The organism is Xanthomonas cucurbitae (assembly GCF_002939885.1).
GTDB classification, from domain to species: domain Bacteria; phylum Pseudomonadota; class Gammaproteobacteria; order Xanthomonadales; family Xanthomonadaceae; genus Xanthomonas; species Xanthomonas cucurbitae.
The window spans coordinates 1-13,950 of the sequence record NZ_MDED01000005.1 but is presented as its reverse complement, the minus strand read 5'-3'; the positions used below and the strand labels follow the sequence as shown (position 1 = coordinate 13,950).

8 protein-coding genes are annotated in these 13,950 nt (G+C 56.3%); 7 read left to right on the top strand and 1 reads right to left on the bottom strand.

The genetic code is table 11. The annotated features are described in order from the left end of the window. Positions 1 to 284 precede the first annotated feature (284 nt). The 7 genes from XcuCFBP2542_RS04270 (at position 285) to XcuCFBP2542_RS20215 (ending at position 13,356) form a co-directional block, all read left to right on the top strand. Positions 285 to 2,450, top strand: a complete 2,166-nt coding sequence (locus XcuCFBP2542_RS04270; RefSeq protein ID WP_104602382.1) for a type I secretion system permease/ATPase — start codon at positions 285 to 287, stop codon at positions 2,448 to 2,450. Further along, positions 2,447 to 3,868 (top strand): HlyD family type I secretion periplasmic adaptor subunit, encoded by a 1,422-nt coding sequence (locus XcuCFBP2542_RS04265; RefSeq protein ID WP_104602381.1) that lies wholly within the window; start codon positions 2,447 to 2,449, stop codon positions 3,866 to 3,868. The genes XcuCFBP2542_RS04270 and XcuCFBP2542_RS04265 overlap by 4 nt, the downstream gene beginning before the upstream one ends. A 4-nt stretch (positions 3,869 to 3,872) precedes the next feature. Further along, the gene (locus XcuCFBP2542_RS04260) at positions 3,873 to 4,448 is read left to right on the top strand and encodes a hypothetical protein (protein WP_249027608.1); all 576 of its coding nucleotides are present in this window, start codon (positions 3,873 to 3,875) and stop codon (positions 4,446 to 4,448) included. Positions 4,449 to 4,470: 22 nt separating this feature from the next. Beyond that, a complete protein-coding gene (locus XcuCFBP2542_RS19295) occupies positions 4,471 to 4,935 on the top strand; it encodes a Tle-like phospholipase domain-containing protein (RefSeq protein ID WP_146090296.1) in 465 nt (154 codons plus the stop codon). Between the two features lie 62 nt (positions 4,936 to 4,997). Further along, positions 4,998 to 5,546 (top strand): hypothetical protein, encoded by a 549-nt coding sequence (locus XcuCFBP2542_RS04255; protein WP_249027607.1) that lies wholly within the window; start codon positions 4,998 to 5,000, stop codon positions 5,544 to 5,546. Positions 5,547 to 5,814: 268 nt separating this feature from the next. After that, positions 5,815 to 6,552: a hypothetical protein gene (locus XcuCFBP2542_RS04250; RefSeq protein WP_249027606.1), complete on the top strand. Its 738-nt coding sequence runs from the start codon at positions 5,815 to 5,817 to the stop codon at positions 6,550 to 6,552. A 30-nt stretch (positions 6,553 to 6,582) separates the two neighbouring features. After that, positions 6,583 to 13,356 (top strand): calcium-binding protein, encoded by a 6,774-nt coding sequence (locus XcuCFBP2542_RS20215; RefSeq protein WP_104602378.1) that lies wholly within the window; start codon positions 6,583 to 6,585, stop codon positions 13,354 to 13,356. A 72-nt stretch (positions 13,357 to 13,428) separates the two neighbouring features. Here the strand turns inward: XcuCFBP2542_RS20215 and XcuCFBP2542_RS04240 are convergent. Then, the coding region (locus XcuCFBP2542_RS04240; RefSeq protein ID WP_146090295.1) for an IS66 family transposase at positions 13,429 to 13,950 on the bottom strand (522 nt) is incomplete at its 5' end.

The following is a 13,950-nucleotide window of genomic DNA, read 5'->3' as shown; positions in this document are numbered from 1 at the left end:
CGGGCCGGTTGTAGGCGTGAGGCTTGGCATGGTAACGGAAATGTGTCAGGCGGACATGCTTGCATCGGTAACGATGTCAAGGGGCCAGTTAAGTCGCTCCGGTATTAGGACGTATTACCAAGAGTAAATGACGTAGGCGTCGCCAATGGCTGAATATCACAGTTGGCCACCGCTCGATTGAGAAAATTGATCGCCAACAGGATGTTCGCTGATTGACAGTTACTTAACATTCAAAGAGCCTACTCGATCACTTGAGCCTGCCGGCTCTCAGCAAGGATCGCGTTATGTCAGGGGGAAGTGCGTCGCTCTCGTTGCTCGAGGGCGGCTCGTCGGTGCATGAACGACCGGATCTGGGCTTGCAGGGGCTGGTCCTGCTCGCCCAATTCCATGGTGTTGCTGCCGATGCGACGCAATTGGCGCATGGCTTTGGCCGTGGCGGCGAGCCGTTCGACGAGACGACCTTGCTACTGGCGGCCAAGCAGCTTGGGCTGAAAGCCAAGGTCGTTGCCCAGCCGGCTGCGCGGATCGGCATGGCCGCACTGCCTGCTCTGGCACTGGTGCCGGGCGGTGACGCGTTCATCGTGGCCAAGGTCGGCACGGACCAGATCCTGATCCATGATCTGGTCGAGAAGCGGCCGCGTTCTATCACGCCAGCCGAGTTCGAGGCGCGTTACCAGGGGCGGTTGCTGCAGGTGGCCTCGCGTGCTTCGGTGCTGGGCGACCTGGCCAAGTTCGACTTCAGCTGGTTCATCCCGGCCGTGGTCAAGTATCGCAAGTTGATGATTGAGGTCTTCGTCGTCTCGTTCTTCATCCAGCTGTTCGCGCTGATTACGCCGCTGTTCTATCAGGTGGTGATGGACAAGGTGCTGGTGCATAACGGCCTGACCACATTGGACGTGATCGCGATCGGACTGGTCTCGATGGCGGTGTTCGACGTGCTGCTCTCCGGACTGCGCACCTATGTGTTCGCCCACACCACCAGCAAGATCGATGTGGAGCTGGGTGCGCGGCTGTTCCGGCATGTGCTGTCCTTGCCGCTGGCGTACTTCGAATCGCGCCGGGTCGGCGACACCATCGCGCGTGTCCGCGAGCTGGAGAACATCCGCAACTTCCTCACGGGCCAAGCGCTGACGTCGGTATTGGACCTGTTCTTTACCGTGGTCTTTCTGTCGGTGATGTTCTGGTACAGCGGCTGGCTGACCCTGATCGTGGTGCTGTCGTTGCCGCTGTACGCCACAATCTCCGGATTGATCACCCCGGTGCTGCGCCAGCGTTTGAACGACAAGTTTGCGCGCGGCGCCGACAACCAATCCTTCCTGGTGGAGACGGTCAGCGGCATCGGCACGGTCAAGGCGATGGCGGTGGATCCGCGCGTGACACGCACCTGGGACAACCAGCTGGCCGGCTATGTCAGCGCCGGTTTCAACGTCACCCGCATTGCCACGCTGGGCCAGCAAGGCGTGCAACTGGTGCAGAAGCTCACTGCCGTGGCGGTGCTGTTCTGGGGCGCCAAGCTGGTGATGGAGGGCAAGCTGTCGATTGGCCAGTTGATCGCCTTCAACATGTTGTCCGGCCAAGTTACCGCGCCCATCATCCGGCTGGCCCAGCTGTGGCAGGATTTCCAGCAAGTGGGCATTTCGGTCGAGCGGCTGGGCGACATCCTCAATACCCGTACCGAGGTGCCGGGCAGCCGGCTGGCCTTGCCGCCGATTCGCGGGCAGGTGACGTTCGAGCGGGTCACCTTCCGCTACCGGCCGGATGCGCCCGAGGTGCTCAACGGGATCGAGCTGGACATTCGCCCAGGCGAAATCATCGGCATCGTCGGCCGTTCCGGCTCCGGCAAAAGCACGCTGACAAAGTTGGTGCAGCGGCTCTACACGCCCGAACGTGGGCGTGTCCTGATCGATGGCCAGGATCTGGCGCTGGCCGATCCGGCCTGGTTGCGTCGTCAGCTGGGTGTGGTGCTGCAAGAGAACTTCCTGTTCAACCGCAGCGTGCGCGAGAACATCGCGTTGACCGATCCCGGCATGCCGCTGGAGCGGGTGATCCATGCGGCCAAGCTGGCCGGTGCCCACGACTTCATTCTGGAATTGCCAGAGGGCTACGACACCAAGGTGGGCGAGCACGGCACAGGTCTGTCGGGTGGGCAGCGGCAGCGCATCGCCATTGCCCGCGCGCTGATCGGCGACCCGCGCATCCTGATCCTGGACGAAGCGACCAGTGCGCTGGACTACGAATCGGAGCATGCGGTGATGCAGAACATGCGTGCGATCTGCAAGGGTCGCACCGTGCTGATTATTGCACATCGCCTGTCTACCGTGCGGCAGGCCAACCGCATTGTGGTGGTGGAGAAGGGGCGCATCGTCGAGAGCGGCTCGCACGCCGAATTGGTCGGCCGCCCGGAAGGCCAGTACGCGCATCTGTATCGACTGCAACAGGGGACACCATGAAGCACCTGCTCCAGGGATGGCGCGATTTCTTTCTCCGCTATTTCAAGATCTTCAAATCGGCCTGGGCGGTGCGCCGCCAGCTCGACCCGCCCGCGCGCAGCGCCGACGAGCGCGCGTTCCTGCCCGCCCATCTTGAACTGACCGAAACGCCCGTCTCGCCCACCGCGCGCTGGACGATGCGCATCATCATTGGCTTCTTCTGTGTCGCGCTGCTGTGGGCGTGCCTGGGCAAGCTCGATATCGTCGCCGTGGCGCCGGGCAAGACCGTGGTCGATTCGCGGACCAAGGTGGTGCAGACCGCAGAAACTGCGGTGGTGCGCAGGATCCTGGTGCGCAACGGACAGGCAGTGAAGAAAGGCCAGTTGCTGGTCGAACTCGATGCCACCGCCACCGGGGCCGAATTTGCCCAGGCTGGCGATGCTCTGGTCAACGCACGGCTGGCCGCGCTACGTCAGGCAGCGTTGGCGACCGCCATTGCGACCGGGCAGCCGCCGCAGCTCGGTCCCGCTCCGGATCTTCCCGCAGAACGCGTGGCTAACGAGCAGCAATTGGTCAGCAGCCAATTCGATGCTTTCCAGGCGCGCCGACACAACCTGCAAGCCAGCATTGCTCAACGTCAGGCCGAACTGCAGACCACACAGGACGCGATCCAACCGCTGGCCGAATCCGCACGCATCTCCAAAGTGCGCGCAGAGGACTACGGCCGCCTGGTCGAAGGCAAGTACGTCGGCCGCCACGACTATCTGCTGCGCGAACAGGAACGCATCGCCGCAGAAAGCCAGCTCGCCACCCAGCGCAATCGCCTACAGGAAATCCGCTCGGCGATCAGCGCGGCACAGGAAGAGTTGCGCGTGCTGGTTACCGACACCCGCCAGCAGGCACTGGATGCCCTGCGCCAAGCCAGCGAGCAGGCCGGCCAACTGACCCAGGACGTCGCTAAGACCGGACAGCGGGACAAGTTGATGGCCCTGCACGCGCCCGTGGACGGCACCATCCAGCAGCTGGCCGTTCATACAATAGGTGGTGTGGTGACGCCCGCACAGCCGTTACTGGTCGTAGTACCGGCCGAAGAAGCGCTGGAGGTTGAAGTCACTGTCTTGAACAAGGACATCGGCTTCTTGCGACCCGGCCAGCCGGTTACGGTCAAGGTCGACAGCTTCCCTTACACCCGCTACGGCTATCTGACCGGGACGGTCGCCAGCGTCTCGCATGATGCCGCGCAGGACGAAAAGCTCGGCTTGGTATTCCCTGCGCGCATCAAATTGAATGGCAGCACGTTGGAGATCGATGGCGTCAAGGTGCGGATGAGTGCCGGGATGAGTTTGAGTGCGGAAGTGAAGACGGGGAAGCGGCGGGTGATTGATTACTTGTTGAGTCCTTTGCGAATGCATGGCTCCGAATCCTTGAGAGAGAGATGAGATCATGAAAATTTTAATGCTTTTCGGTTTGGTCGTAGTTGTAACGTGCATGTGTGGTTGCAAGCAAAAGATGAAATGGAAGGAGCAGGTTTGGCTGGAGCAGGGGCGTTTTATCGAAGTTGAGCGTCAGGCGTCAGGCAAGTTTGATTTTCCCAATTCTTCATCCATCGTGACAACTCATCAAGAACTTAGATATAAGCCGTTAGGAGTGATTTGGGCGGCAGAGGGGTCTGCACAGGTACAGTCTTTCTACGTCGTTGGCAATGACGCTTACTTGATTAAAATGGCAGGTAAAAGTCGCAACGAGTTTTGTATTGGAAGGCGCAAAGGAGACTATCTGCTGGATGTAATGCGTTGGCGTGACGGTAAAATGCAGTGGGTTGATCAGAATGAAGCGCCCATAGAGCGCATGCGGATTAATCTTTCAGGCGATTCCCATTGGAAATTCCGCAACGGGGGTAAGCATTCGCATTACCTGTCGTGGAAAGATGTGGCAGAGGTTACCGGTCAGTTTGACTATAATCCGCCAAAATTAATTTCTGAATTTTATAGTGAAGTACCAAATCTGATTTGCAGTTAACATCAATAGGGATTCTATTTATATGGAATTTAGTCAGTCAGAAAAAATTTATGCTCAGCTTGCAGCGAACGTATATGCTGCTACTAATAATGATGCCGAAGGTAAGCCGCGTGTGAGGTCTCAACTCAATGCGCTGCCGCTTCCCGGGCCCGAGTGGGTTCAGATAGACGAGCATGTTGCTATCTCTGGGTTCATGGCCAAAGCGTTCCGCAATGTTTATACCGGTGAAGTAGTGGTGAGCTATGCTGGAACAACCGAAGAAAATTTGCTGGATTGGATTTTCGGAAATATTCCTGCGGGTGCTGGTGTTTATTCTACCCAGGTGGAGCAGGCCATGGCTTTTTACCTGGAATTGCTTAGGATTCCGGGTGTTGCCGACACGTCTGTAACTTTCATGTGTCACTCGCTTGGTTGGGGGGGGGGGCTTGCGTCGCTGATGGCAGTTTCTTTTAACAGTATTGATATCCAGGATCTGTCGCAATCATGAAGTGCACTTGCGAAATGCGGTAAGTATTTCGCAAGTGTATTTGGTTGAATTAGATGTAGTGCATGAGTTTTTCACCAGAAATATTTCACGAGGGCGATGCGATGACGATGCACGGATGGGTAATAGTTGGGGGGCTGGTGATGGCTGCCGTGTTGATTGGTTGCAGCAACAAGGACACCATGCGCTGGAAGGAGCAGGTGTGGCTTAGCGATGGGCGGCGTATTGATGTGGATCGTTATTCAGTGGCGTTAAAAAGTGGTTTCCCCAATACGAACGATGGTCCTCCTATCTATCAAGAAATCACTTACTTGCCATTAGGCGTGCACTGGTCCACCAAAGATGCCGACATGGAAGGATCAAGTAGTTTGAGGTCTTTCGATATCATCCACGGAGACGCATATCTAGTTGTCTATGCAGATACAGATGCCAAGGAATTTTGCGTCGGTAAGCCGTCCGGGTCGCTCCTGATCAACGTTTATCGCTGGCACAAGGGCGTTATGCAAAAAATTGACCAGCAAGAGGCGCCTATCTCACGGATGAGAATAAATCTGTCGGGGACCGGTAATTGGGGCTTCCGCCATGCGGATAGGCCCATAACTTATCTGTCTTAGGATGATATTGGTTATGTAACGAGGCAGCCGAGTTCTGGGCCTCCAAAATTGACCTCTGAGTTCTACAAGAAGCGCTACTACGCGATTTGTGACTAATAATTAATTGTATAAAAATGATGGATCTCCATGGATTTGAATAAAATGCAGATTGATTATGCGTTAATGGCAGCTAATGTGTATTCACCGAGATCAAGTGTTGGAACCGAGTTGATGCGCTTCAGCTTCCAGATGAGTGGGCGCAGCTTGCCGAATTCGTGTCTGTGGCGGAATGCACGGTGAGGGTTATTACAATGAAAAAAGTAGTGCCTTCACGCAATATGGGCGGTATTGCGTGAAAGCATTCCGATTGAGCCGGGTGCGAGGTGTGAGTGGTTGCACGAAAGCGATTTCAAAAGAGGACGAGGCGATGAGAATGCTTAGATGGGCAATGATTGTAGGGCTGGCGGGTGCCGCTTTGGTCAGTGGTTGCAGCAACAAGGACACCATGCGCTGGAAGGAGCAGGTGTGGCTTAGCGATGGGCAGCGTATTGATGTGGATCGTTATTCTGTGGCGTTAAAAAGTGGTTTCCCCAATACGAACGATGGTCCTCCTATCTATCAGGAAATTAATTACTCGCCGTTGGGGGTGCACTGGTCTGCTAAGACCGCGGACGTGGTCCCGGAAATGCTTTCTTTTGATGTAGTTAACAATGACGCCTATCTAGTGGTCGCTATCACTGATAAGAAAGAAAAGTTCTGCGTGGACAAGTCTTCGGGAACCTATTTAATTGAGGTCTATCGATGGCGCAAAGGCGTGATGCACAGGGTCGATCAGCAGCAGGCGCCTATCGCGCAGATGGGAGTTAATTTGTCTGGAACCGGGAATTGGGGGTTTCGCCATGCGGATAGGCCCGTGACCTACCTGTCTTGGGACGATATTGCTTATGTAACGAGGCAGCCAAGTTCTGGCCCTCCAAAATTAATCTCTGAGTTCTACAAGAAACGCGACTACGCGATTTGTGACTAATATTTAATTGTATAAGAAGGATGGATTGCCATGGATTTCAATAAAGTGCAGCTTGATTATGCTTTACTTGCGGCTAATGTATATGGAGCGAAATCTGGTGTTAGAACGGAGTTGAATACGCTCGGGCCCCCAAATGGATGGATCCAGATAGCCGAATCCGTATCGGTGACAGGGTTCATGGCTAGAGCCTACCAAAACGCTGCTACAGGCGAGGTGGTCGTTTCGTATGCTGGGACGACAAATGAAGAAGGCGCCACGTTGAACGACTGGCTGTCGGGCAATCTTCCGGCAGGCTTGGGGACAATCTCTCAGTCATTGGAGGCGGTCGTTTTCTATCTGGATGTCCTTAAGCTGCAAGACGTGGACCCTGGCAAGACCAGTTTTACCGGGCATTCCCTCGGTGGTGGCCTTGCGTCATTGATGGCGGTCTATTTCGATAAGAAGGCAATTGTCTTCGACCAGGCGCCGTTCGAGTTGTCGGCGGCCTCATTTACTTACGATGCATACGAAGCGATATTGGAGCTTGCTGAATATACAATTCCACAGGCGTTCAAAGATTACAATCAACTTGAATACAAGGCGCGGAAAGCCAATGTGCAGCAGATCGTAGTAGCTGGGGAGGTGCTTAGCTATGCGACAGACAATGCGTTCAAGATAAATGACGGCAATCCGCTCGTGCTAGACCCCCAGGCAGAAGATCTTTTTGGATGGGGTGGCAGCGTTGGCACTGATTTCTCGAGAGCCGTCAATCTGCATTCGATGACATTGCTTGCAGGGTTCATGAATTCTAAGGATTTTCTTCAGGCGTCGAGGAATTATAAGGAGCTGCTTCCAAGAATCTTTGAGGGTGCATACAAGAACCTGCTTCCAACCAGTATCACCTCCAGCACCTTGCTTGAATTGCTGGTGCAGCGGCAACTGGCGGGAGAAGGCTCTCTCGATGTAATTGCAGCTGACTTGGCGAAAATCGCTGCTGCGGAACTGCGAGGAGCCGATAATTCGTTCGTCATTCATGAAAATGGAGATAGGAAAGAGTTGAATCTGGCCGGTGCGTTGGTAGACGTCTTGCTAGCCGGGCTTTATCAGCAAGCGGATGGTAGATCACCAAAGAAGGCGTTCGTTGGTCGGCTCACCGAAGTTCTGACCCGTAGTGACGGCTACATCAGTTTCGATGCGGAAGCACTCGGTGATCAGCAGAAGGTCGGCATCGAATCACTTAGCCAATATGTCTCTGCAAGAACACAAAATGTTGCCCTCGATACGAATCTTCTGGAGCGCGCACGCTGGGGTGTCCAGGATGGTGCTGCCATGCACTATGTCGGTTCTGATTTCGACGTGCGCTCGGACGTGGTGGTGGCCCTGCACGGCAACAACACTATCGCTGTCGGCGGCGGCGATGATCTGGTCCTGGGTGGCGACGGGGATGACGACATCAGTGGCGGTTCGGGCGACGACTACATGTACGGCGGCGCAGGATTTGATACCTATCGTTTTCGTACCAATGAATCGCTGCTCGCCAGCGTAGATCGTATCTATGACAGCGGTGGAGATGGGGTTCTTTACGTTGACAACATGTTGGTGACGGCGGGTGAACGTCTGACCGAGACCACCTGGGCCGATGCTACCGGCAAGCTGCGATTGACCTTGATTGGGACTCCGGTCAATACCCTGATGATCACTAATGCCTCAAGCGGCGACACAATCCATGTCGAGCGCTGGCAGAACGGCCATTTGGGCATATCGCTAGGCGGAGAGATTGGTGTGCTGCCGCCGTCGGGTAGCAAGTGGGACGGCGATCTGACACCGGAAGTCGAAAACATCAACGGCGTCTTCCAGGGAACTGAAGCGGCCGAGGCGTTCTATACGGGCTTCGGCACCGACACCATCGACGCTAGTGGCGGTGTCGATGTCATCAACGGTGGGTCTGGCAGCGACATCATCCATGGCGGCGATGGCAACGACTTCATCGTCGAGGTCGCCAGAACGGCGCGTAATCTGGACCGCTGGGTCGGTGCCCCGCCCACCGACAGGATGTTGGCCAGTGGCGTGGGTTTCATGGTGGGTCTGCGCAGCGGCGATGCGGAAGATGCGCGGACCTATTACGAAGACGTCTTCCTGGGGTTGGTCGGCACCATCCGGAATGGTGGGCCGTCGTTCTATCCAGATCCGGAACTGTTTGCCGACGGCGGCGACGTCATCGATGGCGGCGGCGGCTCGGATCTTATCATGAGCGGTGAGGGCAACGATGTTGTCGACGGCGGCATCGGCAACGACGTGATCTCTGGCGGCCATGACAACGACATCCTGTTGGGCAACGACGGTGACGACCTGATCTTCGGCGACCAGATCAACGGCGTGCTTGCGGGTGAAGAGCTTGCCAATCTGTCGTCTGCAGCACGGGTGGACGGCAACGACATCATCGACGGCGGTGCTGGCAACGACGAATTGCGGGGCGACGGGGGTAGCGATCAGATCTGGGGCGGCCAGGACGACGATGTCATTCTTGGCGATACCGTGGGCATGGACGCGTCGCGCCAGGGTAACGACAGTTTGTATGGCGGCGAGGGTCAGGATCAGATCTGGGGAGGCGGCGGCAACGACACCATTTCCGGCGATGCGGGCAACGACACCATCTTCGGTGACTTCGTGGTCGGCCAGCTGGGTCTGGAACTCCATGGCGCAGACCGCATCACCGGCGGGACAGGCATGGACTGGATCAATGGGCAGGGGGGCGATGATGTCATCGACGGCGGCGAGGACGCAGACACCCTGCTGGGTGGCGCGGGATCGGACACCATCAGTGGTGGCGCAGGGTATGACGTGATTGTCGGCGACGACGTCGACGCGCCGGAAAGCGAGCAAGGCAACGATACGATCGAAGGCGGCCTGGGAGATGACACGATTCTCGGCATGGGCGGCAACGACCAGATCGCCGGCGGCGAAGGCAATGACAGTCTGCATGGTGACGATCAGGCTGGAAATTTCACCGGTAATGACAAGCTCTCCGGCAATGCAGGTGACGACGTTCTCGATGGCGGGAGGGGAGACGATCAACTTAATGGTGGTATCGGAAACGACATCCTGATTGGCGCAGAAGGAAACGATACCTACGTCATCAAGGCCGGAGATGGGCATGATGTGGTGAGTGAGTTGGGCAATGCATCGTCTGGAAGCGACACCGTCATGCTGAGTGGCTTGCTGAGAGATCAGGCCACGTTCCGACGCAGCGGGGGCGCGTTGGTGATGGCGTTCGGCGCGGACCAAACGATTCGCCTTGATGGCTTCCTGACGCCCGAGAGTGGCGGGCACCGGATCGTCTTTGGCGACGGTACTGTTCTAGGCAAGGCCGAAGCCCTGAGCCTGCTGGGTGGCGGCACTGCAGGTAATGACGATCTCCAAGGGAGCAGTGGGGACGATGAGCTGTACGGCGAGGCCGGTAACGACAAGTTGCAGGGACTGGAGGGCGATGATTCCCTTGACGGTGGCGTCGGCAACGACCTCGTCTTTGGTGGGGGTGGTAACGATTTGCTGGCAGGTGGTGATGGCGACGATCTTCTCGATGGCGGGGCTGGCGACGATCGCTTGTCTGGCGGATCGGGTTCCGACGTGTTTCGCTATGGAAATGGTTACGGCAATGACAGTATTGCCTTTGATCCCACTGCTGCCATCCGGCGCGTACAGCTGGTTGATATCAGTCATTCCTCCAATCTGCACTACGCGCTCAAGAGTGGTGCATTGATAGTGACCGTTACGGAGACTGGTCAGAATCTCACCATAGAGGGGTATGTCGGTGTCGATGGGCCGACGGCACGGGTCTTTCTAGCCGACGGTACCGAGCTTTTGCCCGAGTTGCTGTGGCGCGGCGACGACGAGATTGAAGGGAGTTCGGCAGACGACACGCTTTATGGGTACGACGGCGACGATGATATTTTTGGTGACTGGGGGAAGGATACGATCTACGGTGGTAGTGGCAACGATATGCTGCAGGGCGACTATCGGTATTGGTGGATTAAGGCCGGCCAAGACGATTATCTGGATGGTGGCGACGGTGACGACGATATTTATGGCAATGCTGGCAATGACACCCTGTTGGGTGGAGCGGGCAACGACGAACTCGTCGGTCAGGATGGCGCTGACATTCTGAATGGAGGCGCCGGTAACGATTCACTTCGTGGAAATGCGGATTCAGACATCTATGAGTTCGGCCGCGGTGGAGGTCGCGATGGCATCTTGGAATACTACTGGCGGGACGATAGTAGGCCCAGGTTTGGAGATATCGATACGCTCAGATTCGATGCCAGTGTGTTGGAGAAAGATGTTGTCGTGTATCGAGGCGATAGCCTTGGAGGCGATTTGACGTTCATCATAGATGGGACTGACGATTCGATCTCTGTGCGGGAATTCTACGATTACCAGTATCCAGATTTCAGGGTGCTGGACTCGATTGAGCAGGTAGTTTTTTCCGGCGGCACCACCTGGGATTTGCAGGAGATTTTATACCAGTCCATGCAAGGTTCGTATCGGAATGACAATCTGGTTGGATTCTATGCAAGGAATGATTTCATCGATGCCGGTGCGGGTAACGACATGGTGTCCACGCGAGAGAATGACGACACAATTCTGGGCGGGTCTGGAAACGACAGCCTGGAGGGAGGTGGGGGTAATGACATCCTGGTCGGTGGACGTGGTTCGGACATTCTCATCGGTGGTAGTGGAGACGATATTTACCGTTTCGGCCTGGGTTCTGAGTTGGATTTTGTAGATAATTTCCCGACCGAGGAGCCTGGGCATGATCTGATCGAGCTGGGGGAAGGAATTACTGTCGACAATATTCGTCTTGCGCGTTCCGCTAATGCGCTGGTGATCGACATCGAAGGCTACACCGACCGGCTAATCGTGCTGGGTCACTTTCGCGCTGCTGAAGAATGGGGTAGTGGTGGTCCGATTGATGCGCTGCATTTCGCCGACGGAACCATTTGGAACCAAGAGGATATCCTGGCGCAACTAACCGCACCGCTCGACCCCATCGAGGTCTCCGTGGATTCATCCTATCCAGAGATCCCGGACGCCGGCGGCTACGTCATCGGTATCCAGAATGGGATGGGCGAGGTCAATCGGGAAACTGCAGGAGCCACGTGGTTTGACATCGGGCCAGGAGGGGCGCGCCTACTTGGCGGCTTGGCCGGGGACACCTACGTGTTTGGGAAGGGTTACGGAAGCCTGTTCATCCGTGATGGTGGTGGAATGGACAGGATCCTGTTCAATGCTGACATTTCCCAAGGCGACATTACGCTCTACAAGCTAGGCGAGAACATGGAAGTACAAGTCGATGGTCAAGTGATGCTCACCATCGACGGATTTTTTGCTATAGATGAAAAGGGAATGATCGAATCGATGGTGTTCGCGGATGGAACCATCTGGGATTCAGCAACGCTGCACGCCACTGCTATCAATCCGGATATGAACTTGACTGGGACAGAAGACAACGATGTCCTGAGCGGAGGTATCGGGAATGATCAGTTATTCGGAATGGCGGGCAACGACCAGCTGCAAGGAAATAGCGGTGACGATTTGCTCGACGGCGGCACGGGCGCAGATGTGATGCGCGGTGGTGCAGGCAGCGACACTTACGTGGTGGACGATAGCGGCGACTCGATTTATGATGATGGATATTCAGACGATTCTAGAATCAAGAGTATCAACACCGTACGTAGCAGTATTGATTACGCACTTGGAATGAACGTGCAGCAGTTGATTCTCGACGGAGTTTCCGATCTCAACGGGACGGGTAACAGGAATTCGAATAGTTTGAAGGGAAATGCCGGGGCCAACGTCCTGACTGGGGCGGCTGCAGAGGATTATTCCTATGAGGCCGACTGGATGGACGGTGGGGCAGGGAATGACACATTGATCGGTGCATGGGGCGACGACACGCTTATCGGTGGTGCGGGTGATGATCGCATGGAGGGTGGTGGTGGCGACGATCTTTATTATGTTGACAGTGTCGGTGATGTAATTGTAGAAACCGAGGGACATGCCCCCTCATTTCCCATGGCAATGGCGATGCAGTCGTCCAACAATGCGGTGACATCATCTGTGACGGACTCAGGAGGGTCCGGTATTCCCGCGATGGGCGAACATCCTTATCGCAACGGCGATACGGTAGCCGCCAGTATCGATTTTACGTTGGTAGGTAGCCTGGAGTCGCTGATTCTGATCGGTACCGCCGTCAGTGGCACCGGGAATGAATTCCGCAATGAGTTAACCGGCAATGCGCAAGACAACGTGCTAAGCGGATTGGGTGAGTACGACACCCTCTATGGAGGGGGCGGGCGTGATCTCTTGTACGGCGGGGATGGTGGGGATGAGCTGGATGGCAACGATGGAAACGACACTCTGGTTGGCGGCGATGGCGATGACCTCTATGTCTACACCGCTGGCCAAGGCGATGACACCATCGTGAATGTCGATGCCTATGGCGAAGATATGTTGCGCGTCAACGGCGCCGGGTTCGATCAATTCAGCTTTGCACGAAGCGGCGACGACATGGTCATAACGTTGAATGACCAATCTGGAAGCTTGATGTTCAAGGGCTGGTATACGGAAGCGGCCAATCGTGTCGACCGTCTGTACGACCAGAACTGGATGGAGCTTACCGCAGACCAGGTAGACAGTTTGGTTGGTGGGGCGGAACTGAGTCAGTTGGTCGGTGCAATGTCCCAGGCCGAAGCAGGCCAGGAGGTCTTTGCGCAGTCTTGGAACGAACGTGAAAATCAGCCGCATGTATTGATCGCTGCACTTTAATTTCCCCTGGGTGGATGCACCCCTTCCGCAAATAGTTTGTAAGCGTCCGCCAACCTCACCTACCCCGAAGCCTCACTCCGTGCGCAACGGCAGCAATTGATCGATGTCCCGATCCAGGGTCGTCGGCAGCCGTGCCAGGGTGTCATGTAGCCAGGCATGCGGTTGGATACCGTTGGCCTTGGCGGTGGCCAGCAGACTCATGATCGCCGCCGCGCGCCTGCCCGCCTGCGCTGAGCCGGCAAACAGCCAATTCTTGCGTCCCAGCGCCACCGGACGAATCGCGTTTTCGATCAGGTTGTTGTCGATCGGGTAACGTCCGTCCTGGACATAACGCGTCAGCGCGTCCCATCGCTTGAGCGTATAGGCCAGTGCACGCGCGGTGCCGCTGTTGCCCATCACCGTCTGCTGCAACTCCAACAACCAGCAGTTCAGCCGCGACAGCACCGGCACGGCGTGTTCTTGTCGGTAAGCCAGACGCTCATCGGGCGTCAGCGCGCTGGCCGCCGCTTCGATGGTGTAAAGCACGCCGATGCGCGCGATCGCTTCAGCCGCAATCGCGCTGCCGCTGGCCGCATGCTGCTCATGCCACTTGCG